The organism is Actinorectispora metalli (assembly GCF_056323685.1).
Genome location: NZ_JBREYE010000001.1, coordinates 3391057 through 3412066, shown reverse-complemented (window position 1 = coordinate 3412066; position 21010 = coordinate 3391057). Strand labels below are relative to the sequence as shown.

General features: G+C 66.5%; 20 protein-coding genes. 11 read left to right on the top strand and 9 right to left on the bottom strand.

The window, feature by feature from the left end:
- Positions 1–69: 69 nt before the first annotated feature.
- Positions 70–1314: a DUF6801 domain-containing protein gene (locus ACU6XJ_RS16045; RefSeq protein ID WP_476311814.1), complete on the bottom strand. Its 1245-nt coding sequence runs from the start codon at positions 1312–1314 to the stop codon at positions 70–72.
- 599 nt (positions 1315–1913) lie between these two features.
- On the opposite strand from ACU6XJ_RS16045, the gene ACU6XJ_RS16040 reads away from it, so the two are divergent.
- Positions 1914–3161: a PucR-like N-terminal domain-containing protein gene (locus ACU6XJ_RS16040; RefSeq protein WP_476311811.1), complete on the top strand. Its 1248-nt coding sequence runs from the start codon at positions 1914–1916 to the stop codon at positions 3159–3161.
- 157 nt (positions 3162–3318) lie between these two features.
- Positions 3319–4281 carry a LysR family transcriptional regulator gene (locus tag ACU6XJ_RS16035; protein ID WP_476311809.1) on the top strand — a complete coding sequence of 321 codons (963 nt, stop codon included), beginning with the start codon at positions 3319–3321 and terminating at the stop codon, positions 4279–4281.
- A 1-nt stretch (position 4282) separates the two neighbouring features.
- On the opposite strand, the gene ACU6XJ_RS16030 is transcribed toward ACU6XJ_RS16035, so the two are convergent.
- The 5 genes from ACU6XJ_RS16030 to ACU6XJ_RS16010 form a co-directional block, all read right to left on the bottom strand.
- Entirely contained in the window at positions 4283–4447 is a 165-nt protein-coding gene (locus tag ACU6XJ_RS16030) for a hypothetical protein (RefSeq protein ID WP_476311806.1), read from the bottom strand.
- The gene (locus ACU6XJ_RS16025) at positions 4428–4673 is read right to left on the bottom strand and encodes a hypothetical protein (RefSeq protein WP_476311803.1); all 246 of its coding nucleotides are present in this window, start codon (positions 4671–4673) and stop codon (positions 4428–4430) included. Before ACU6XJ_RS16025 ends, ACU6XJ_RS16030 begins: the two co-directional genes overlap by 20 nt.
- A gap of 13 nt (positions 4674–4686) precedes the next feature.
- Positions 4687–5043: a hypothetical protein gene (locus ACU6XJ_RS16020; protein ID WP_476311800.1), complete on the bottom strand. Its 357-nt coding sequence runs from the start codon at positions 5041–5043 to the stop codon at positions 4687–4689.
- 95 nt (positions 5044–5138) lie between these two features.
- Complete coding sequence (locus ACU6XJ_RS16015) at positions 5139–6344, bottom strand: helix-turn-helix domain-containing protein (protein WP_476311797.1); 1206 nt, start codon at positions 6342–6344, stop codon at positions 5139–5141.
- Positions 6345–6381: 37 nt separating this feature from the next.
- Entirely contained in the window at positions 6382–6840 is a 459-nt protein-coding gene (locus tag ACU6XJ_RS16010) for an NUDIX hydrolase (protein ID WP_476311794.1), read from the bottom strand.
- 28 nt (positions 6841–6868) lie between these two features.
- On the opposite strand from ACU6XJ_RS16010, the gene ACU6XJ_RS16005 reads away from it, so the two are divergent.
- The 4 genes from ACU6XJ_RS16005 to ACU6XJ_RS15990 all read left to right on the top strand — a co-directional run bounded on the left by ACU6XJ_RS16005 (position 6869) and on the right by ACU6XJ_RS15990 (position 10136).
- Positions 6869–7894 carry a DNA polymerase IV gene (locus ACU6XJ_RS16005; RefSeq protein WP_476311792.1) on the top strand — a complete coding sequence of 342 codons (1026 nt, stop codon included), beginning with the start codon at positions 6869–6871 and terminating at the stop codon, positions 7892–7894.
- A gap of 49 nt (positions 7895–7943) precedes the next feature.
- Positions 7944–8261: a hypothetical protein gene (locus tag ACU6XJ_RS16000; protein ID WP_476311789.1), complete on the top strand. Its 318-nt coding sequence runs from the start codon at positions 7944–7946 to the stop codon at positions 8259–8261.
- 82 nt (positions 8262–8343) lie between these two features.
- Positions 8344–9114 carry a thioesterase II family protein gene (locus tag ACU6XJ_RS15995; protein WP_476311786.1) on the top strand — a complete coding sequence of 257 codons (771 nt, stop codon included), beginning with the start codon at positions 8344–8346 and terminating at the stop codon, positions 9112–9114.
- A 32-nt stretch (positions 9115–9146) separates the two neighbouring features.
- A complete protein-coding gene (locus ACU6XJ_RS15990; protein WP_476311783.1) occupies positions 9147–10136 on the top strand; it encodes an SAM-dependent methyltransferase in 990 nt (329 codons plus the stop codon).
- A gap of 291 nt (positions 10137–10427) precedes the next feature.
- Here ACU6XJ_RS15990 and ACU6XJ_RS15985 read toward each other — a convergent pair whose 3' ends face one another.
- On the bottom strand, positions 10428–13472 hold the full coding sequence (locus ACU6XJ_RS15985) for an AfsR/SARP family transcriptional regulator (protein WP_476311780.1): 3045 nt from the start codon (positions 13470–13472) through the stop codon (positions 10428–10430).
- Between the two features lie 359 nt (positions 13473–13831).
- Between ACU6XJ_RS15985 and ACU6XJ_RS15980 the strand changes: the two genes are divergently transcribed.
- A complete protein-coding gene (locus ACU6XJ_RS15980; RefSeq protein ID WP_476311778.1) occupies positions 13832–14965 on the top strand; it encodes a hypothetical protein in 1134 nt (377 codons plus the stop codon).
- Positions 14962–15291: a hypothetical protein gene (locus tag ACU6XJ_RS15975; protein ID WP_476311776.1), complete on the top strand. Its 330-nt coding sequence runs from the start codon at positions 14962–14964 to the stop codon at positions 15289–15291. The genes ACU6XJ_RS15980 and ACU6XJ_RS15975 overlap by 4 nt, the downstream gene beginning before the upstream one ends.
- Here the strand turns inward: ACU6XJ_RS15975 and ACU6XJ_RS15970 are convergent, their stop codons facing one another.
- A complete protein-coding gene (locus ACU6XJ_RS15970) occupies positions 15292–17271 on the bottom strand; it encodes a tetratricopeptide repeat protein (RefSeq protein ID WP_476311774.1) in 1980 nt (659 codons plus the stop codon).
- A gap of 39 nt (positions 17272–17310) precedes the next feature.
- Here ACU6XJ_RS15970 and ACU6XJ_RS15965 point away from each other — a divergent pair, with 39 nt between their 5' ends.
- From ACU6XJ_RS15965 to ACU6XJ_RS15955, 3 genes are all read left to right on the top strand, one after another.
- Positions 17311–17490, top strand: a complete 180-nt coding sequence (locus ACU6XJ_RS15965) for a hypothetical protein (RefSeq protein WP_476311771.1) — start codon at positions 17311–17313, stop codon at positions 17488–17490.
- 277 nt (positions 17491–17767) lie between these two features.
- Entirely contained in the window at positions 17768–18544 is a 777-nt protein-coding gene (locus tag ACU6XJ_RS15960; RefSeq protein WP_476311767.1) for a PP2C family protein-serine/threonine phosphatase, read from the top strand.
- Positions 18545–18707: 163 nt separating this feature from the next.
- On the top strand, positions 18708–20249 hold the full coding sequence (locus tag ACU6XJ_RS15955; RefSeq protein ID WP_476311764.1) for a substrate-binding domain-containing protein: 1542 nt from the start codon (positions 18708–18710) through the stop codon (positions 20247–20249).
- On the opposite strand, the gene ACU6XJ_RS15950 is transcribed toward ACU6XJ_RS15955, so the two are convergent.
- Positions 20246–20755: a DinB family protein gene (locus ACU6XJ_RS15950; protein WP_476311762.1), complete on the bottom strand. Its 510-nt coding sequence runs from the start codon at positions 20753–20755 to the stop codon at positions 20246–20248. The two genes, ACU6XJ_RS15955 and ACU6XJ_RS15950, sit on opposite strands and share 4 nt — an antisense overlap.
- Positions 20756–21010 lie beyond the last annotated feature (255 nt).

Below are 21010 nucleotides of genomic sequence, written 5' to 3'. Positions count from 1 at the left end.
CGGCAGTACCCACGCACGAAGCGAGCGGGCCCGGTCGTGTGACCGGGCCCGCTCGGTGATTCTCGGTGCTTACTTCTTGACGATGTTCACGGTGATGGGGTTGCCGGGGCCAGGGGCCATGTCGTTGACGAAGCTTTCAACGAAGCCACAGCCAGCGAACTTCGGCAGGTCGTACGAGCCGGACAGCGAGCCGCCCTTGAAGGGGTCGAAACCGGCGTTGGACTTGAGCGGGATCTGCGCCGGGGAAACGGTGGCGCAGCTCTCGCCGCTGACCAGCGGGATGCCGAAGGCGACGACCTCGGTCAGGATGACGTTCACCGGGCTGGTCGTGTTGACCACGCCATTCTGGATGGTGCCGGTGGTCTTGCCTGCCGGCGCCAGCTTCACCTTCGAGGTGCCCTCGATGAAGCCCCACAGGTTGAACTTGATGCTGTTCTGGGTCGGGAACGCGAGGTCACCGGAGACCGCACCGGTTCCCAGGTTCGCCTTCACCTTCAGCCCACCGGGGCCGACCTTCAGTTCCGACTTCATCTTCGTGATGGTCGTGGTGCCGTTGAGGTCGTAGTTGAGCTCCACGTCCTGACCCGGCGGGGTGGTGGTGCTCGGCGGCGTCGTCGGCTTGGTCGTGCTCGGCGGCGTCGTCGGGTTCGTGGTGCTGGGCGGAGTGGTGGGGTTGGTGGTGCTCGGCGGAGTCGTGCCACCGCCACCGGTGATCGGGAACTCCGCCAGGGTGTTGTTCTGGCCGGGCTCCTGCTTGCATTCCGAGTTGAAGGTGCCAAGGCCGGTGGGCTGGCCGCTGGCGTCCTTCGGGGTCAGCGTGGTGACGTAGTCGCCGACGGTGATCTTGCCGGTGCCCGACTTGGTGAAGGTCAGGGACGGGGCTTGGCCACTGGCGACCACTTCGAAGGTGCCCGACGCCGCGACGGGGGTCGACGGGATGGTCATCGGCACCTTCACCGGCAGGGTGAGGTCGGGGGCGGTCAGGGTGGCGGCGGCTTCGGCCGTACCCTCGATGGTCTTGGCGCCGACCAGGTTGAGACCCTGGGTGGCCGACTCGGGCACGGTGACGATGGCCTTGATGTCGAACTTCGGCGTCGGCTGACCGACCGTCGCCGAGTCCGGAACGGACGCCTCGATCTTCGTGATCAGCGTCTGCTCACCGATCAACGGGAACGGACACTTGTAGTTCAGGGTCAGCGTGACGGCGGCGGAGCTGGTGCCGGCGCCCACAAAACCCATCATGCCTGCCACCAGCGCACCGGTAGCAAGACCCGCCAAGGCACGGCGGGATCTGGACGACAGGGCAATCCTCATGTATGTCTCCTGAAAACAAAGAACTCGCATGGCACGCGATTAATCAGCAGGGGCAGGGAACCGCCACCGGTTCATGGCGGTTTCCGTGCCTTGGAGGTAAAGCCGCTCTCCGGTGCTGTCGGGGTAACACCGGAGAAACCACTCAGCTATCTGTAAGCAAACTAACTCCGTGAATCAGAGCACCGCAAGGCCTGCATGCCTGATCAGGTCGGACTGTCCACGCAGGTCACAGCCAAATCGGGGGAAATCCGGGTTTCTTGTCACCCGCCTGAGAAATCTTGGGGGTCGAGTTGTCCGAGAAGGCTGGTTGTCCGTTCTGTCACCACTTTTGGGTCGGCGTGACTTGAGCCGGGGACAGCAAGACGGGGGTCTTTGTTGTCATCTCGCAGACAAGTAACCCGGAGCACCATGCGGACCGGTGTTTTTGTCATCAGGACAAGGTTCTTTGGTCCATTCTTGTCATTGATGTTCCTGGGTTGAATCGGGAACGGCGGATTTGCGGTTTGCGACGTGCTTCCAGGTCGCCGTTTCCGGTCTCATCTGTCAACGCGCTGCGTGGAGAGCGAATCCGGCGTCGTTGCCCCTCGGGAAGGACGATCATGCTGAAGGGTCACACCGGCGACGGTCCGATGAAGGACCAGCCGAACCTGAGCCCGTCTGCCCAGTTATGGGGCTACATCCCTCGGCAGTTGACACCGCGGTTCCAGCCGTATGTGGCGCGGATGGCGCGCGACATGGTGGAGGAGATCCGGCGGGCGGTGCCCGAGTACGCGCAGCCGTTGGACAGCGAGTACGGCAAGGTCGTCGCGGCCGCGGTCGAGCAGGCGATCGTGGGCGCGATCAGCAACGCGGGCAACCCCAACGCCCATCGCGCGGGGTGGGACACGTTCTTCCGCCAGTTGGGCGGGGTGGAGTTCCGCGAGGGCCGCACGATGGACGCCTGGCAGACGGCGTGTCGGGTGGGCGGCCGGGTGGCGTGGCGGCACGTCGGCGCGTTCGTCAGGGAGATCGGCGCGACGCCCAGCCTGATCAGCCTGTACGCCGAGGCGATCTTCACCTATGTGGAGGAGCTGTCGTCGTTGGCGGTGGCGGGCTACAACTCCGAGCAGTCCAGGGCCGCGGGCACCAGGGAACGCCGCAGGCGGCGGCTACTGGAACTGCTCCTCGGCGAGGAGCCCGCGTCTCCGCAGGCCCTGGTCGAATTGTCGGAGGGTGCGGATTGGCCGCTGCCGCAGCAGGTCACGGTAGTCGCGCTGGAGCAGCGATCCGACCAGAACCGGCTGCCGACGCCCGCGCTGCCGGACGGGGTGCTGATGGACCTGGAGGGCGCCGAGCCGTGCCTGCTGACCGGCTCGCCCGAGCGGCAGTTGGTGCGGTTGGCGGAGGAACTCGAGGGCTGGCGGGCCGCGGTCGGGCCCAGCGTGGCGTTGGCCGAGGCGAAGGTGTCGCTGCGCAGGGCGCGGCACGCGCTGACCCTGGTGCAGCGTGGGATCCTGCCGGATGAGCCGGTCACCCACTGCGCCGAGCACCTGTCGACGTTGTGGCTGCTCAGCGACGAATTCCTGGTCGAGGAGATGGGGCGGCGCTGTCTCACGCCGTTGGACGGCCTCACGCCCAAGCAGCGGCGACGGATGTCGGAAACGCTGCTGGCCTGGCTGGAGCACCGCGGTGGTGCGCCCGAGGTCGGGAAGGCGCTGGGCATCCACGCGCAGACGGTGCGGTACCGGATGCACCAGCTTCAGGAGCTTTTCGGTGACCGGCTGGAAGATCCGGAACAGCGGCTGGCGATGGAAATCGCGTTGCGCGCTCAGGCCTTGCTGGAGCGAGATTCCCCGGAATGCAAATAGTTGGCATGTGGGTGAATCGGCACCTGAATTGTTACCGCTCGGTATCCGAGACATGGACGCTTATCCGGTTCAGCCGGATAGCGGATACATGCGCAATCGCGAATTATTTAAAAGGTTCTTCATGAGAACCGATAGTTTCTTCTGATACGGTGCGTTCATGGAGCTGGATTTTCGGCATCTAGAAGCTCTGTGTGTCCTTGCCGAAGCCGGCAGCGTATCGCGCGCCGCGCCCAAACTGGGTGTGTCCCAACCGGCACTCACCGCGCAACTGCGCCGGATCGAGCGTGCCACCGGAGGGCCGCTGTTCACCCGCAGCCCGACCGGAGTGGTGCCCACTCCCCTCGGCCGGTTCGTGTTGGCCAGGGCGCGCAATATCAGGGCCGAGTTCCGCGAGTTGATCACCGGTATCCACGAGCAGACCGTGCAGACTCAGGTGCTTCGGCTCGGTTTGGTGCCCACTCGGTTTTTCGGCGCGCTGCTGAGCAGGTTGCGGCAGGATCTGCCGGACCGCGAGGTGACCGCCACGATCGATTCGTCGGGCATCGTGGTGTTGCAGTTGCTGGCGGGTCATTCGGTTGATGTGGCGTTGATTCATGAACATCCCGATCGGAGGCTGCCGACTCCGCCCAATACCGAGCAGCGCAGCATTGTCAGCAGGCAGCCAATCCTGCTGGCCTTGTCGGCGGATCATCCGCTGGCCAAATGCGATGAGATTGATCTGGAGGCGTTGGCCGATCAGGACTGGATCTCACCGCCAAGCTGCGATGACGGAAGCCTTGGTGCGCTGCTGGCGGCGTGTGATCGAGCGGGGTTCCAGCCCCGGATCGTGTACCGGAACCTCCAGCTCAGTGATGCGGAGCAGTTGGTCGCGCACGGCCAGGCGGTGACGCTGGTGCAGCCCACGTATTTGGCTCAGTCAAACATCGCGGTGCGTCCGCTGCGTGGTGGGCCGATCGCGAGTTGCTACACGCTGATCTGGCGCAGTCATGCGGTGACGGACGCGGAGATCTCGCTGATCGGGGACACCATCGCGAAGCTGTACACGGAGGCCATCGCGAATGGCGCGGGTAGCCAGCCGTGGTGGGCCGACCAGCCGTCGGCCCACCCGCAGTTGGCGTGAGTTACTTGCCGTCGCGGCGTGCGTGATTCGGCACGCCGGGGTTCGGGTCGCGGGACAGGTCGATCAGCGGGTGCAACGGTGCGCCCTCCGGGGCGGCGTGGTCGGCCACGCCCGGGTTCGGGTCACGCGACAGGTCGATCAACGGGTCAATGTTCTCGGCGCTCATGTCTCCCCCTTCGTGGTACCTCGGTTTCCACGCTAGCAATATCGAAACGCCAGTCGCCCAGTTCCTCGCGCATGGCGTCGAACTCACGGCGGGCGGCGTGGAGTTCGTCCTGGCAGCGCTGGACGTAGCCGCGGCCGAGGATCACGAGGTAGGCGAGCGGGAGGGTGAGGCAGAGCAGGAAGAGGAAGAGGTCGCCGCAGCCGTCGCCGGCCAGACAACGCCACATGGTCAGGGCCCCTTCAGTGTCGGTGGCCTGCGGGGATCCACAGGCCGGGCGTGCTGGAGGCGAGGTGCGGGGCGTGGGGGTGATCGGGCGGCGGGAGATCCAGGAGCGCCCGGATGGTGTCCTCGATCGGACCTTCCCGCGCCCAGAGAGCGGATGGGTTCGGATGGTCGAGGTCGGCTTCGCGGAAGCGCGCGGCGCGGGCCTGGTCGGAGGCGGCGGTAAGGAGATAGGTGTCGCAGATTCCGCGGTGGAGCCGGATACCGGTGATCGCAGCGAACTCACCGGGGTGGTCGGCGCTCGGGAGGTGCTGGAAGGAGAACCCGGCCAACACGGACGCCCGAACGGCTGCGATCCGAGGACAGTAATTCACCGTACGGACGCTATGCCGCGCCGAGACGCCGAGAGTACGGATTCTGTAGCCCTAGTGCAGGGACACATTTTGTAGATCGCACGTTGCGGTGATTCTCAGGCCGCAACGCCGATCTGGGCAGCGAGATTGGCCGCATCCTCGCGCAAAGACCGTGGCCCTCGATCACGCAGCGAACGAATAGTTTCGCGGGTGAAGATATTGAACCGTGCGGTCTCGGGGGCTTCCTGGTATCCGCGCCTGAGCAGCGCCAAGACCGAGACCGGCTCCCGACGCAGTTGATATGCGCGGGCGATCTCGATCCAGTGGAAACTGCGGCGGGTGGCCGACGGCACGGTCGCCGCGAGATCGAGGTGATTGCCCAGGCGGACGGCTCGCGAACCGTGCATCAGATCGGCGTTCATGGTGACCGCATAGGCATCGACCATTCCGACACCGAACATCAGATAGGGATGGACATAACCTGCCAGCGAAAGCGCGGCCTTGCGGGCCAATTCCCAATGACGCTCCGCATCGCCCTCGCGACCGATCTTGGCGTGCGACAAGCCGATCGCGAGTTGCAGCAGACCCCACAGGGCGCGTTCTTCCTGGTCGCGCTCGGGTCGAAGCTGCTTGGCGGCTTCACCGGCCAGCAGGACTCGGGCCTCCGCCTGCTGGCCTGCATCGCGGTATACGTGGCTGAGGTACCACGCGGCGACCGCCATGGCTTTGGGGTCATCGGCGTCCTGGGCCGCGATCATCGCGCGATCGCCGCCGAGGAAGATCAGTTCCGGTACTGGCTGGAAGGAGATGTAGAGCTGCGCGAGGTGGTAGGTCTGCGCCAGGCTGCGCAGAGCATCCCGCCGCTGCTCCCCATCCAGCTGGCGCACGGCCGTGCGTGCCTGGTCGAGCAGGGCCGGAAGGTACCCCGCCACCGCGGTGCGGTGATTGCGCGTGCCATGCCAGAGATCCCAGACCTGTCGAACCCGCTCAGCCAGCGATTTCGGATCGACCGGAGGTTGGCTGAGATCCATCGGATAGCGGGTCATCGCGGCTGCGACCGCTTCCAATTGCTCGTGGCGGGCTTTGCCGAAGAGGACACCGGAAAGCCGTCGCTCACCCGTAAGTTCGGCGAGATCGGTGACATGAAGGATGTCGGCGATCTGGAGCAGCAGGTGGAGCTTGGGCATGTGCAGGCGGCCGGATTCCAGGCCCTTGACCCATTGCACGGATTTTCCGCAGAGACCTGCCAGCACGGACTGCGTGACACCCGCACGGGTGCGCAGCGTCCGCAGTCTTTCAGCAAAGGTCGAATTGGGGTCCACGCCCGACCACCCGCCTTGTGTGAGCCGTATGGCCAGGCTACCGCTGTGCGATGAGGCGATCCAAGAAAACCCGTTGCCCCTTGACCAACTTCTGCCGGGCCGTTTCCATGTCGAACCAGGCGACTCTGTCGATCTCCGGAAAGGTCTGCGTCTGGCCCGATCTTGGTGGCCACTCCATCTCGAACGTGCCGGGGACTACCTCCGCCGGATCGACTTCGCCGCGCACGGCCCAGGCCGTGACCACCTTTCCGCCCGACTGGCGGACCTCGCCCAGCGACACGTACTCGCCTTCTGGCGCGGGTAGGCCCAGCTCTTCCTCAAATTCGCGGCGCGCTGCTGCTTCCGGGTCCTCGTCCTCGTCGTACTCCCCCTTGGGCAGCGACCAGGCGCCCTCGTCCTTCCGTGCCCAGAACGGACCACCCATATGGCCGATCAGCACCTCGATCGCTATGCCGTCTCCGCGGAACACCAACAGGCCCGCGCTGCGCTTCGCCATCCGCTCATCCTGCCCACATACTGATCCTGTGTCCGACTGGGTCCTGCATGTCGACATCGACCAGTTCATCGCCGCGGTCGAGGTAGCCCGGCACCCCGAACTCCGGGGCAAGCCGGTCATCGTCGGCGGCACCGGCGACCCGACGCAGCGCGCCGTGGTCGCGACCGCCTCCTACGAGGCGCGCGAGTTCGGCGTGCACTCCGGCATGCCGCTGCGCACCGCCGTCAGCCGCTGCCCCGAGGCGGTCCTGCTCCCCTCCGACGCCGACGCTTACATGGCAGTCTCCGACCAGGTGATGGACACTCTCCGCGAGTTCCCGGTAATCGTGGAATTGCTCGGTTGGGACGAAGCCTTCGTCGGGGCGGACGTCGACGACCCGGAGGCGCTGGCCGCCGACCTCCAACGCGCCGTCGCCGAGGCGACCGGGATGTCCATCTCCGTCGGCATCGGGGACAACAAGCTCCGCGCCAAGACCGCCACCGGGTTCGCCAAACCCGCCGGTATCTACCGTCTCACCAGGGAAAACTGGGTGGCCGTTATGGCGGAGCGTCCCACCGACTCGCTGTGGGGCATCGGCAAGAAGACAGCCAAGAAGCTCGCCGAGATGGGGCTGCACACCGTGCGCCAGCTGGCCATGGCGAACGACGCCGACCTCGCCGCGCGGTTAGGACCCAACATGGGGCCCTGGTACCGGGAACTCGCGCTCGGCGCGGGCGGCACCGAGGTCTCCGCCACGCCGTGGGTGGCGAAGTCGCGCAGCCGGGAAACCACCTTCCAGCAGGACATCTCCGACCCCGCGGAACTCGCCAAGCAGGTCGCGCTGCTGGCGCGGCGAGTGGCGAAAGACGTGGTGGACGAGGGACGGCCCGCGCTGCGGGTCGGGGTGAAGGTGCGGTTCAAGCCCTTCCGCACCCACACCCGCAGCAAGACCCTGGCCGGCCCCACCAGCGACCCCGACGAACTGGAGCGCGCCGCGGTGGAAGTCCTGACCATGTTCGACCTGGACCGCCCGGTCCGGCTGCTCGGCGTCCGAGCCGAATTCGAAACCGAATGACTCCCCCGGGCCGACGGCCCGGGGCCGATTGATCTCTACGATCAATACTGTGGAGGACGAGGAGCCGAAGATCGTCATCGCGGGCTACGCCTGGCTGTTCGGCAGCCTGATGGAACCTTCGATCGTGGCCGAGTTCCAAGAAAAAGTCGGCGAATCCGAACTGAACACCTGGGCCGCGATCTTCATCTACGACCAGGACGGCAAGGGCAACCGCCGCAAGTGGACGCTCATGACCGCCGATCACCGATACGCCGAAATGCTGGCGCACGCAGGCGAACGGGTCGAGGTGCCGACCCAGATCATCCGGGAACGCTTTCCCGCCTTCCAGGAAGGCTGGGTGATCCACGCCCCCGCGAGTGACCACTGACCCACTGGCAAGCATCGAAAATCCGGCGGCCCGCCCGGTAGGGTCGCGGGGTACTGGCCACACACTGGGGGTTGTCGTAGCCATGAGCACTGCGTTCTCGGGCGGTGTGCGCCGCTCCACCTGGTTCCGCTGCCACGCCGCTCGGCCGACGGCGGAACTCCAGCTGATCTGCTTCCCGCATGCGGGCGGCTCCGCCAACTTCTACCGCGACTGGGCCCGCAAGGTGCCTGAGCGGTTCGAACTGCTGACCGCGCAATACCCCGGCCGCGAGGACCGCCTGGGCGACCCGCTCGTCTCCGACCTGCACGAACTTGCCGACAGCCTGGCCGAGGACCTGCTGCGGACCGCGGACCGCCCGCTGGTGTTCTTCGGGCACAGCATGGGTTCGACGCTCGCCTTCGAGGTGGCGCTGCGGCTCCAGCGGGTGGGCCGCGCACCGCTGCACCTGTTCGTCTCCGCCAAGGTCGCGCCCGTCCGCCACCAACCCGGCACCGTACACCTGTCAGGCGACGACGAGCTCATGGCGACCCTGCGCGACATGGGCGGCACCGACGCCGAGGTGTTCGCCGAGCGTGAGCTCATGGCGTTCGTGCTGCCCATCGTGCGCAGCGACTACCAGGCCATCGAGACCTACGTGCCGCGCTCATCGGCCCGCCTGACCTGCCCGATCACCGCGTCCTGGGGCGATGAGGACACCGACGTCGGGCTGGCGGGCATCTCGGCGTGGGCCGAGCACACCTTCGCCGACTTCGAGTTGATCACCTACTCCGGCGACCACTTCTACCACGTGCCCCACCAGGCGGAACTGATCGCCGCGATCAGCCGCCGGGTGGCCCAGACCGCCGCCGGATAGCATGCCGGGTCAGCAGCCGACCCTGGAGTGAAGTGCCGATCTTGTTCTCGACCTCGGAGGAGTACTTCCCCGCGGCCCGCACCCAACTCGCCGAGACCTACGGTCGCGTTGAGCGCCTCGGCCCCGACATCGGCGCCATTCCCGACGCCTCCCTCGCCGAGGTGGCGGAGGCCTGCCGCACCCGGCCTTTCCCGTTCGTCAAGCACCTGACCGACGAACTGACGAGAATCCCGCTGGCGCAGGCGAAGTCCCTTGACGAGGTCTGCGCGACCGTGGCGGACGGCTTCGGCGGCGGCCCACTCGCCGTGCAGGCCTGGGTGAGCGGCCAGAGCCCGCTCGACTACGGCTCGGCCGAGCTTTACCGCGCGCTGTCCACCACGCTGAGCGGCTCCCACGAGGTGGTGCGCTCCGGTGCCCCGCGGACGCTGTCGGCCTGCATCACCCGCCAGGGTGTCCTGCTGGGCCTCGGCACCCCGCGAGACAGCCTGTGCGACTGGCCAGGCGGCCGGGTCCGCCTGGCCCGCAGCCCCGCGACGATCTCCCGCGCCGAGTTCAAGCTGGAAGAGGCCATCGGGGTGCTCGGTCTGGACCTACCCCGCTCCGGTAACGCCGCCGACCTCGGCGCCAGCCCCGGCGGGTGGACCAGGGTGCTCCGCACGCACGGCCTCAAGGTATGGGCGGTCGACCCCGGCGACCTCGACGCCCGCCTGCTCGCCGACCCGGACGTCGTGCACGCCAGGACCACCGCGGGCAACTTCTTCGCCGCGAGCGGCCCGCGCTTCGACGTGATCGTCAACGACATGAAGATGGACCCCACCCTCACCAGCGAGGTCATGCTCACCGCGGCAGCTCGGCTCCGCCGCGGCGGCCTCATCATCGTAACGCTGAAACTCGCCCAGCGAGGTGCGGTGGAATCAGTGGACAAATGTCTGCGATTGCTGGCTCGCCGATACGAGATCGGACACGCCCGACAATTGCATCACAACCGCCACGAGGTCACTGTGGTGGGAAAGTTAAACTGAGCGGCTCGTCATTCGCAGCAGGCTTGACTTGGGAACCCACGGTTTCCGGCTGAAGCTGATACCCCCACCCAATCGACGCGGCGGAGAGAATCAGCATGGCGGCAAACGTGCCGCGCCGGGCGAGGCTTCGACGCCCCGAGGAAGGAGCAAGCATTCAACTGTTCCTTGCTTTCGCCGAGCGATCGCTGGGCAGATCGCTACGGATCGTGCGGTCTTTCGAGGTGAGATTTTGGCATATCGCAAAGTCTTTCGCCCACTCGGGTGGTCGCACAGGGTGCCGTGCTATACCCGCTATAGTGGGGAGTTGCCGTCGCCAGACCACTCCGCTGGGGCAGAATCCGGCTCAGCGCACGGCTCAGGTGCTGGCGCGGGCACGCGCGGTAGTACAACACGACTGTCCGTGGTAATCCGGTCGAGTTCGCGGAGTCGATCCGCTATGCGTGCCATGTCGGCGCTCTGGTCCATTTCGCCATAAAGGCGCTTCGCTTCCCGCCAACCTTCAGCGGCGGCATCGTAATGACCCAAGTGCAGAGCCGAATCCGCGAGCACATCCAAGGCTCGCGCGAGGTCGGTCTGGTTTCTGGCCCTGGTGTAGTACCGAACGGCCTGCCGCCCTGCCTCACGGGCGTCCGACCACTGGTCCAAGTCGCCATAGGCCTGCGCCATTACCACGAACGCAGCCGCTGCCTGCCCTGGGTCTTTCACCCCACGTTGCACCGTCAGGGCCTGGTCGCAGTAACCGAGCGCCGCAGAGGGTCTGCCCATTTCGCGATGTAGCGCGGCCAGGCCCACGAGGGCTTCAGCCTCCCCGGATACATCCCCTATTCTGCGCCAGATCCACAACGCGTCCCGATACCGGGTCTCGGCGGAGTGATAATCTCCGCTGCGTTTGCTGATATCGCCCATCCTCGTCGACAAGCTGCCCTGGCAGTCGAGCAGGTCCGCTTGGACCGCCCGTTCAAGCGCCCCCTGGAACAGGCGCGCGGCCTGGGTAAGGTTGTTCCTTCGTAGTTCGACGCCGCCAAGATTCGAATAGGCTCTCACCCAAAGAGTGTCATGGCCGACACGTTCAGCGAACTCGATACTTTCCTTCAAATGCCGTTCGGCGTCCTCGAACTCATCCCACATGTAGTGGAGGAACCCGATGCTAGCGCAACAGGCCGCTATCCCGACCTCGTCTTGCGACGCTCTCGCTGATTCCAGCCCTACTTGCAAACCCGGCAGAAGCTCGTCATAGTAGCCGCGCTTCGCGAGAATCTCGCCAGCCGTCATCGGAATCTTCCAAGCGATTTCGTGGAGTTCGATCGAAGCGGCGAACCTGGTCACCGCAAGAATTGCCGAACGCTCGTCAACGCACCACTTTGCCGCATCGGAAGCATCACTGAAAATCCGGAGCCGGAATTCGGTCTTCCATTCCGGCATGGGCACACCTTCCCTGCTTCCGTAGACGATCCGATCCGCGTTGTGCGCTGTGGCGAGATACCATTCGACAATGCGGGTGGAGATCTCTCGAATCACCTCGGGCGGACAGTCGGCCGCCGCACGCTGAGCGGCATAGAGCTTGGTGTGATCATGGAGACGGTAGCGGCCGTCGCCTGTGGCATGAAGTAGGTGCAAATTACGCAATATACCCAGCTCACGCTCGACCGAAATACGATCATGGCCGCTCAACACCGCCGCAGTCTCCACCGAGGCCTCGGCCATGGGCGAAATGCCGAGTGAACACAGAAGATCCTTCACCGCCGGTGAAAGTTTACGGAAAGAAGCGTCAAAGATCGATCGGAGTGTCTGTAGCTCCCCATCGCTGTCCTCGCCGATGTCCAGCAGATTTGCTCGAATCTCCGCGAGCAGCTCGGCAGGTCTGCGAGGCCCGTTGACAGCAATATGTTCGAGTATCAACTGCAGAGCCATGGGCAGGCCATCACCCGTCGCGACGAGTTCGGCGGCGAGCCAGGTTTCCGTTATGCCCCGGCGCCTGAGTTGGCCGCTGATCCACGCATGCGCTTCGCGCGGGTTCATCGGCGTGACGGTGACCGGCTCCGCCCCGTAATGGATGATCAGGCTCTGGAGCCGCCGACGGCTCGTGACGAGAACCGAACAACCCACCAGAGCGTCCAGCACCGGCTTGACCTGCTCCGAAGCGTGTGCGTTGTCCAGAATCGCCAGCATCCGCCGATCCGTGAGGATCTTGCGCAGACGAATCTGTCGGGCGAGCTTGTGCGGGATACTTGCCACATCGACGCCGCAGGTGACGAGGAAGTCTGTGATCACGTCGGCTGCGGGCACCGGAACACCTCGGCCGAACCCGTCGAGGTTGGCATAGAGGATTCCGTCCGGAAAACAACTTCTTGATCTGTGTGCCCAGTTGATCGCGAGGCTGGTCTTCCCGACGCCGCCAGGCCCATCCATCACGACGAGGCCGGGAGATCGGGCATCCAACATCACCTTGTCCAACAGCGCCAAAAGATCCGCGCGGCCAGCAAAGGTCCGAAGCGCCGGTGGCAACTGGTCGGGTGGATCCCACTCAGACTGAGAGGTAATGCTCGATTGGAGCACCACGGAAACTCGACTGTTCCGAGGGCTCGGTGTCGTCAGCAGTTGTTGGTGCAGATCGAACAGAAAGGGCGGGGGCTCGTCGCCTACCGCGGCGATTGTCCGCGCACGAAACTCACGGAAATACTGTGAAATCTCTTCCGTACGGTTGAAAGCATGCAACACACGCAATCGGAAGCCCGCAAGATCGACATCCAACTCTCGGCCTTGCTGGAGATCATCCAGCCTGCGGGCGACTTCCGCGTCCTCTCCCAATCGGCACAGGCTTTCCAACAGCGAATAATGCGCAGGCATCAGCTCATTGACGATCATCCGAGTGCGCACCGAGTCGGCGCGGTCGGTCGTGATATCACTCAGAGGACGCCCCTGCCAAAGATCGACAGCCCGCGCCAGGTGCCGGGTCGCAGACTCGTGCTCGCCTGTAGATTGCAGGTGGCGGCCCTGCGAAACCAGTCGGCGGAAATGGTGATAGTCGACCTGAGTGGGGTCGATCTTCACCTTGTAGGCGCCGTTCTCGGCGATGATGGGCAACGCCACGCCGTGCCGGCGCAGCTCGGTTCGCAGTCTGCTCACATAGGTGTGCAGTGTCTGGCGTGGGTTGACCGGGTGTTCGGATCTCTCCGACCAGAGCCAATCAAAGAGCGTGTCAACAGGGACTTCGCGGTTGGGTTGCAACAAGAGCACCGCTAGCAGGCCCCGAAGCTTTGCTGTGCCCCACGAACCCTGGAAATGATCTTTGATCCGCAGCTGGGTGCGTCCAAGAATTCTGAACGTCAAATCCACCAGCGGCCCCCTTCGCTGGCACGAACACGTTCGGCACGGTCGAGTATCGGGGCTACTCGGGCGTATTCCTAGCCTCCAGTAGCGTTAAGTGACTTCGATCCTCGTGACAGTGAAAGAAAGATGACAAGTTCATCGGCAACTAATGCGTTGGGCAACTACTTCTCGACGGAGCGGCTTTCGGATTTATGGCCACCTCGGTGGCCGGCCGGGCGGCCGGCGGGGGGTCGCACTCTTCGGTCGTCGGGTTGACGTCGCGAAGGTGAGGTGCCGGGGAGATGTACGGACAGCAGTGGGTTCGGGGACCGGTGGGTCTGGGGGCCCAGCCGAGGTTGACGCGTACGGGGTGCAAGGAGGTGCTGGTGCTCGTGCCGCACGTGGTGGCGGGCACGCGGCTGCTGGCCGACGTGCTGCCACTCATCGAGAGCGATCACCGCATCCAGACCGTCTACACGGTGCCAGCCGATACGGATGTGGCCTGTGGGGCCGAGGAGTATCTGCGGGCTCAGGGCATTCAGCCGCTGCCCTGGCTCCAGGCCGCGAACACTCGCTTCGACGCTGTACTCGCCGCCAGTTATCTCGCCACCCACCAGGTGACGGGTCGCGTGATCACCATGGGGCACGGCGCAACCCTGGTGAAGTCGCGGCTAGCTGTTCGGGACGCGGGGCCGGGCGCGCGGCCGGTCAGCGGGCTGGACCGCGAGATGCTGGCCCGGAACGGGAGGGTGGTGCCATCCGCGCTGATCCTCAGCACCGACGCTGAGTTGGAGCTGCTGCGCCACTCCTGCCCGGAGGCGCTGTCCGCCGCGGTCGTCTGCGGCGACCCATGCATGGACCGGCTGCTGGCCAGCCGCGACCGACGGCGCGCCTACCGGGCAGCGCTGGGCCTCGGGGCCGATCAGCGGCTGGTGGTGGTCAGCTCGACTTGGACCCCGCATTCGACCTGGGGGCGTCATCCGCAGCTGCTCCGGCGACTGGTCGCCGAACTCGGTCCCTCCTACCGCATCGCCGCGATCATGCACCCGAACATCTGGGCCAACCATGGGCCCCGACAGGTCCGGGGCTGGCTGTCAGATTGTCTGGACGAGGGACTAATCCTGCTGCCGCCCGAGGAGGGCTGGCGAGCCGCGCTGATCAGCGCGGACTGCGTGGTCGGCGACCACGGCTCGGTCACCCAGTACGCGGCCGCGCTGGGAACACCGGTCCGGCTTGCCACCTTTCCCACCGAACTCGTTCGACGGGGTAGCGTCGCCGACCTCGTCGCGCGCCGCGCGCCCATCCTGGACCTCGAACGGGCGCTTGCACCTCAGTTGGAGGACGCCATGGCACACCACGAACTTGGAAACCACCGCCCGGTGTTAGAGGCAATCACCTCGCGGCCCGGCCTTGCGGGCGGGCTCCTCCGCCGGGCCATCTACGACCAACTGGAGCTGTCCGAGCCTGCCGCACCCGCGGCTGTGCGTCCCGTGCCGCTTCCGGTGGCGGTGACGTGGTGAGCGCCTTCGGTCTGCCCAAGCGACGACAGCCATCGCGCGGGTCCGGCGGTCCCTGCGTCCTGGAATGGATGGCGCGGAGCGGCTACGGACAGCAGCAGCTCGCCGACATCCTGGTGGCTCCATCGCGGGCGACCGCCGAGGAAGCCGCCGAGGCGACGTCGCGCGCGTTGGCCCAGTTCCCCGGGTGCGCGGTCGCCGCGGCAGAGTGGAGCGGCGGGTGCGTCATCCACTGCCGTGACTACAGCCCCAGGGTCATCCCGGGGGCTGGGGACGTCGAGACGCTCGCGCGGCAGGCGTTTCTGGCGGCTGTGCGGGGACGCGCCTGATCACCCGAGTTCGGCCAGCAACGCGGTGACCCGCTCCTGCTGGGGCCCCACCGGCGCGTACAGAGCGCGTGCCTCTTCGAGGTATGCGCGTGCGCGCCCGGGGTCGCCGGTCCGCCGGGCGAGTTCGGCGAGCGCCATCAACACATCGGCGCGGTGGTGGGCCGAGCCCGCGGTGCGCGACTGTTGGTGGGCGTCGGCCAAGACGCTCGTGGCCTCCTCAAAACGACCCGCATTGGTCAGCGAGCCGCCCAGGAACATCAACACGCGGGCGGCGTTGGCCGCGTCACCGACCTCGACCATCAGGCGGTGCGATCTCCGCAGCACCTCGATGGCCTCGTCGTAACGCGACAGTTCGCTGAACAGCTCCCCTATGCGCCGGAGCCGAAGGGCCAGCGCACGGCGGTTCCCGCTTCGCTCGTCGAGTTCGGCGGCCTGCTGGAAGTGCTCCAGCGCGGCTGTGTGATCGCCGAGGCTCCGCAGCACCATGCCCATCTGCTGCATCGCCGAGGACTTGGCCCGCTCATCGTCGGTCAACCTGGCCAGAGCCAGGGCGATCTCCGATTCCCGACGGGCCTGCTCGAAGTCCTCCAGGTTGAGGTAGGCGAAACCGAGCTGGCAGCGGATTCGGCATTCGGCCAGTTGGTCACCGGCCCTTCTGGCCGCGTCCACGCCGATCTCATGGGAGCTGATCCAGTCCGTGTAGTGCCTGCGGTACAGGAACAGGCTCCACAGCGCCTCGCAGAACTGCCAAACCAGCTCGTGCCAACGTCGTTCGGCCGCTATCCGCAGCGCGGCGAGCAGGTTGCCCCGCTCGCCCTCCAGCCAGTCCAGCGCGGCCGCGGTGGATGCCGACGCCTCCACCGCGCCCTTCGGTCTGCGGAGCTCCCGGTAGCCGGGGCCAAGCTGCCAGCGTTTGGGGATGACGACGGTGTCGGCGGCGATCGCGGACTCCAGGTACCAGCGGACCATGCGGGACACCGCGGGTTCAGTTTCGGCTTCGCGGCCTCGGCCCACTAGCTGTCTGCCGTGCAAGCGCAGCAGGTCGTGGAAGCGGAAGCGCTGTTCGGCCACCTCGGTCAGCATGCTCGCCTGGACCAGCCGCTCCAGGCCCTCCTCGATCTCGGTGTCGGTCGCCTCAGCGGCGGCGCCTGCGACGGCGGAGCCGAACTCGCTACCCGGATGCCAGGTCAGCAGTCGGTACAGGCGCGCGGCCTCGTCGGGGAGGCGTTCGTAGGAGAGGTCCATGGCGGCGAGCACGGAGACATCGCCGTCGATGGACAGCGCCGCCAGCCGGTGGCGTTCGTCCTGGAGGCGGCCCGCCAACCTGGACAGCGACCACTGCGGATGCGTCGCCAGCTGGGCGGCCACCACGGACAGCGCGATGGGCAGGCCGCCGCACAGCTCGGCCAGCCGCCGCGCGGCGGGAGACTCCGGTTCGACGCGCTGCTCACCGAGCACGGTGCCGAGCAGCGCGACCGAGGCGCTCGTGGGCAACGGCGCCAACTCGACGAAGGCGGCGCCGTCCATGGCGAGCCCCGTCAACCGCCACCGACTTGTCACCACGACGGCGGCATGGGGCGAGGCAGGCAACAGCGGGCGCACCTGAGCGGCCGACGCCGCGTCGTCGAGGAAGATCGCCAGCCGGATGTCGGCGGTCACCGAGCGGTAGAGCTTGGTGCGCTCGGGGAAGCCGTCGGGCACCTGGTCGGCGGGCACACCGAGTGCCAACAGGAACTGTCCGAGCACCTCGGCGGGCGCTTCGGGACCGCTCGGGCTGAACGCGCCCAGGTCCGCGTAGAGCTGGCCTTCCGGGAACTCCTGCCGCCTGCGGTATAGCCAGCGCAGCCCCAACTCGGTCTTCCCGATACCTCCGACGCCGGTCAGCAGGGCGACGAACCGACCAGTGCGCCGCTCCCACAGCGCGTCCAGTTCGTCCAATTCGTGGTCGCGGCTGACGAACGCCTGCCGCGGAGACGGCAATTGTCGCGGCGTGACAAGATTGTCCGTGGCGTTGTGAAAATGCACGTCACCATGCACAACACCCGCCTGGACCGTCGGCCCGTGAACCGTGCCGGAGATCTCGTTGCCGACTTTCAGTGGACGGACAGTTCCCTCACCGGCACCGTGGTCACGCCCACGCGCAGGCATGCCGTCACCCCCCGACAACGGTTCGAGTTCGATTTCGATTTCGCCAACTGACCATCCGACCATGACTCGGCGACGCAGCCAAGACCGCATTCGGTGGCTCCTGAGCGAGCGGTTGCCACCGCTGCAAACCTGCCAGCCATTCGAGCGACCGAAAGATTCCGATCAGGGCGAGCCGGTGCGTCGAACATCATCGATCGAGGCGACCGTGCAACCCTGGTCGGTGGGGGACGACTAGGCTGAAAGGCGTGCACGCTCGGCTCACAGGGCGAGGATGGCAGTGGAACGTGGCAGAACTGGGTAACCGGCCGACGCTTCGAGTGGCTCGCTGATGGCATTCGCACTTCGCTACACGGCCCGTTCGGACGTCGGTCTCCGGCGCAAGGGGAACGAGGACGCGGCTTATGCCAGTCCTCGGCTGCTGGCCGTCGCCGACGGAATGGGCGGTTACGAGCACGGTGAGGTCGCCAGTTCGGCGGTCATCACCAGCATCGCCGCGCTGGACGGCAACGGGGCGGGCGAGTCGGACCTGCTGGAGGCCATCGAGGGCGCGGTGCACGAGGCCAACCGGCAGCTTCAGGAAATGGTCGAGGACAACCCCGACCTCAAGGGCATGGGCACCACGCTCACCGCGATGCTGTGGGAGGCGCCGCGGCTGGCGCTGGTGCATGTCGGGGACTCCCGCGCCTACCTGATGCGCGGCGGCGATCTCTACCAGATCACCCACGATCACACCTTCGTGCAGTCGCTGGTGGACGAGGGGCGGATCACGCTGGAGGAGGCCGCCTCGCATCCGTACCGGTCGCTGCTGATGCGCACGCTGGACGGCAGCGGCGAGGCCGAACCGGACACCGACCTGCGGGAGGCGGAGCTTGGCGATCGCTACCTGCTCTGCTCGGACGGGCTCACCACCGTGCTGGGGCCGGACCTGCTGCGCGAGGTGCTGTCGGCGGAGCAGTCCCTGGACGACATCGCCGAGCGGTTGATCGCCCTGGCGAACGAGGGCGGCGGGCCGGACAACATCACCGTGGTGCTGGCCGATGTGGTGGAGGCGGACGCGGTGGAGCCTGCGGAGCCGCGGTTCGTCGGCGCGGCCGAACAGGACTGACAGCCTGCCGAGGCGTTGCGGTGAACGGCGCAGCGTCGGGGTATGCGGCGCCAACGGCCGGTGAACACTTGTTGAACCGCTCACCGTGGGTAGAACGCGGGTAGACGCACGGCTCCTATGTTGGCGTCGCGATCTTTGTTCTTCTCACGAGCTGGGGGCGGCCGTGGCCAACTTTCCCTGGGAGATCTTCTTCGCCGTCCTCGGTGTGGTCGTCCCACTGGTGGCGGCGCTGTGGGAATTCGTCTTCGTCGGGCGCAAGCGGATCGGCTACCGGGTCCAGATGGACACCACCGCCACCCACGTGGTGCCCTCGGAGTACGCGGGCGCACTTCAGCAGCTTCGGCACGGCGGCGACGGGGAGCCGTTGACCGCGCCGTCCTTCGTGCTGCTGCGCATCGAGAACAGCGGCGCCCAGCACATCGCGCCCAACGACTACGCGGTGCTGGATGACGACCAGGTCGGGATCAGGATCAAGTTCCCCGGGCGCCGGGTCGCGGGCATGGTGGTGACCGAGCTCAGCGAGGAGTACCTGCGGCCCTGCTTCCGCGAGGGGATGGGGCTGCGGGTTCGGGACAACGTCATCGAAATGCCCAAGGTGCCACTCAACCCCGACGACCACTACAAGGTGCTGGTGGCGCTGGACCACACGCCCGCATCGGAGCCGGTTCCGGAGACCTTCGCCAAACCGGAGGTCATCGCGGGTATCCGCGGCGGGGTCGGCACCGGGGCGATCCAGGAGACCGAGAGCCAGTCGGGGGTGTCGCGCTGGGGCATGGCGTTGATCGGCTTCCTGGTGGCGGTGATCCTCGCGCAGTTCACCGTGTCGGTGCTCAGCGACGATTCGGCGCCGCTGGACTGCGCCACCGGCGAGCTCACGCTGACCGGCTCCACCGCTTTCGCGCCTGTGCTGAAGGAGGCCGCCGACTCGTACCGGGCGACCTGTCCTGGGGCGAGGTTCGTGATCGACACCCAGGGCAGCGCGTCCGGGCTGGCGCGGCTGAGCGAGGCCGGGGCCAAGAGCGAGGGCAGCCCGGCGATGCTGGCGTTCTCCGACGGGGTCAAGGAGGACGGCTTCCCGCAGTTGCTGCCGCGGCCGATCGCGTTCTCGCTGTTCACGCTGGTGATCAACCCCGAGGCCGGGGTGCAGGACCTGTCGCTGGAGCAGGTCAGGCGGCTCTACAACGGCGGCATATTGAACTGGCGGGACGTCGGGGGACGCGATCTGCCGGTGCGGTTGGTGGGGCGGCACTCCGACTCCGGCACGCGGCGGGCGTTCGAGAAGCGGTTCCTGGAGGGGCGGTGGGAACCCGGCGAGACCTCCAAGGACTGCCGCACCACCGCGCCGGGCGCCCCGGCGGGCGTGGTGCGGTGCGAGAAGCGCTCCACCACCGAGGTGCTGGACACGGTCGCGGCCACGCCGGGCGCCATCGGCTACAGCGAGGTCGGCTCCGCGTCGCGCCGCGGCGATGTGATGCTGGTGCGGGTCGGCGGGCACCGGGTCAGCCTGGAGGGCGCCGATCACGGCGTGTACCCGTTCTGGGAGACGGAGTACGCCTACACCTTCGGGGAGCCGAAGGCCGATTCGATCGCCGCCAGCTTCCTGCGTTATCTCACCAACGAGGTCGGCAAGGACATCGTCCGCTCGCACGGCAACCGTCCCTGCGCGGAACTGCGCAACCCGCTGCTCTGCCGACCCTCGGACTAGCCCCCGTAGTTGCTCGCGCCGTCGATCGACTCGCGGATGATGTCAGCGTGGCCCGCGTGCCGGGCCACCTCCTCGATCAGGTGGAACATCACCCAGCGCAGCGACCAGAATTCGACGTCGGAGGGGAACCACGGCACCTTGGGCACCGGAATCGGCAGGTCCAGATCGGCGTCGGCAAGGTACGCGTCGGTCTCGGCGGCAACCTTCTCGTAGTAGTCCAGCCAGCCCTGCAGCGTCTCGCCCTCCTGCAGCACGAACTCGGTTTCCCAGTCCCTGTCCTGCAATTCCGGCACCGTGCGGCCGAGCACGGTCTGCTGAATCCACCCGGCTTCGACGCGGGCGGAGTGCTTGATCAGCCCGGCGAGGTTGAGCGCGCTCTTCGTCGGGGTGGACTTGGCCTGCTCCTCGGTCAGGCCGCGGACGGAATTGCGCAGCGCCTGGCGCTGGCAGGCCAGGAAACCCAGATATCCCGCGCGCTCATCGGCAATGGGCGGAGCGAAGTTCATCGTGCTTCCCCTCAGTTCGTGGTGGTTCCCAGCCTCTCACCCGGGTCTGACAGTTTTCGTTCCCGCGGCGCCGGGCGGGCGGCCCAGCGGTCGCGGGACGAACTTTGGCAGTTGCGAGACAAAAAGCGGTGACGGGGATTCGGCCGTTGGGGTCATCTTGATGCCTAAAGCTTGGCGATATTGACTCCTTGGTCACGGCAAAAATATAGTGCCGCGGGGCGACTCCGACCGAGAACCCTGTTCGCGCGAACCACG

Coding starts and splice junctions, on each gene's coding strand:
- ACU6XJ_RS16045 (WP_476311814.1), bottom strand. CDS start 1,314: ATGAGGATTGCCCTGTCGTCCAGATCCCGCCGTGCCTTGGCGGGTCTT.
- ACU6XJ_RS16040 (WP_476311811.1), top strand. CDS start 1,914: ATGCTGAAGGGTCACACCGGCGACGGTCCGATGAAGGACCAGCCGAAC.
- ACU6XJ_RS16035 (WP_476311809.1), top strand. CDS start 3,319: ATGGAGCTGGATTTTCGGCATCTAGAAGCTCTGTGTGTCCTTGCCGAA.
- ACU6XJ_RS16030 (WP_476311806.1), bottom strand. CDS start 4,447: ATGAGCGCCGAGAACATTGACCCGTTGATCGACCTGTCGCGTGACCCG.
- ACU6XJ_RS16025 (WP_476311803.1), bottom strand. CDS start 4,673: ATGTGGCGTTGTCTGGCCGGCGACGGCTGCGGCGACCTCTTCCTCTTC.
- ACU6XJ_RS16010 (WP_476311794.1), bottom strand. CDS start 6,840: ATGGCGAAGCGCAGCGCGGGCCTGTTGGTGTTCCGCGGAGACGGCATA.
- ACU6XJ_RS15995 (WP_476311786.1), top strand. CDS start 8,344: ATGAGCACTGCGTTCTCGGGCGGTGTGCGCCGCTCCACCTGGTTCCGC.
- ACU6XJ_RS15965 (WP_476311771.1), top strand. CDS start 17,311: ATGCACGTCACCATGCACAACACCCGCCTGGACCGTCGGCCCGTGAAC.
- ACU6XJ_RS15960 (WP_476311767.1), top strand. CDS start 17,768: ATGGCATTCGCACTTCGCTACACGGCCCGTTCGGACGTCGGTCTCCGG.
- ACU6XJ_RS15950 (WP_476311762.1), bottom strand. CDS start 20,755: ATGAACTTCGCTCCGCCCATTGCCGATGAGCGCGCGGGATATCTGGGT.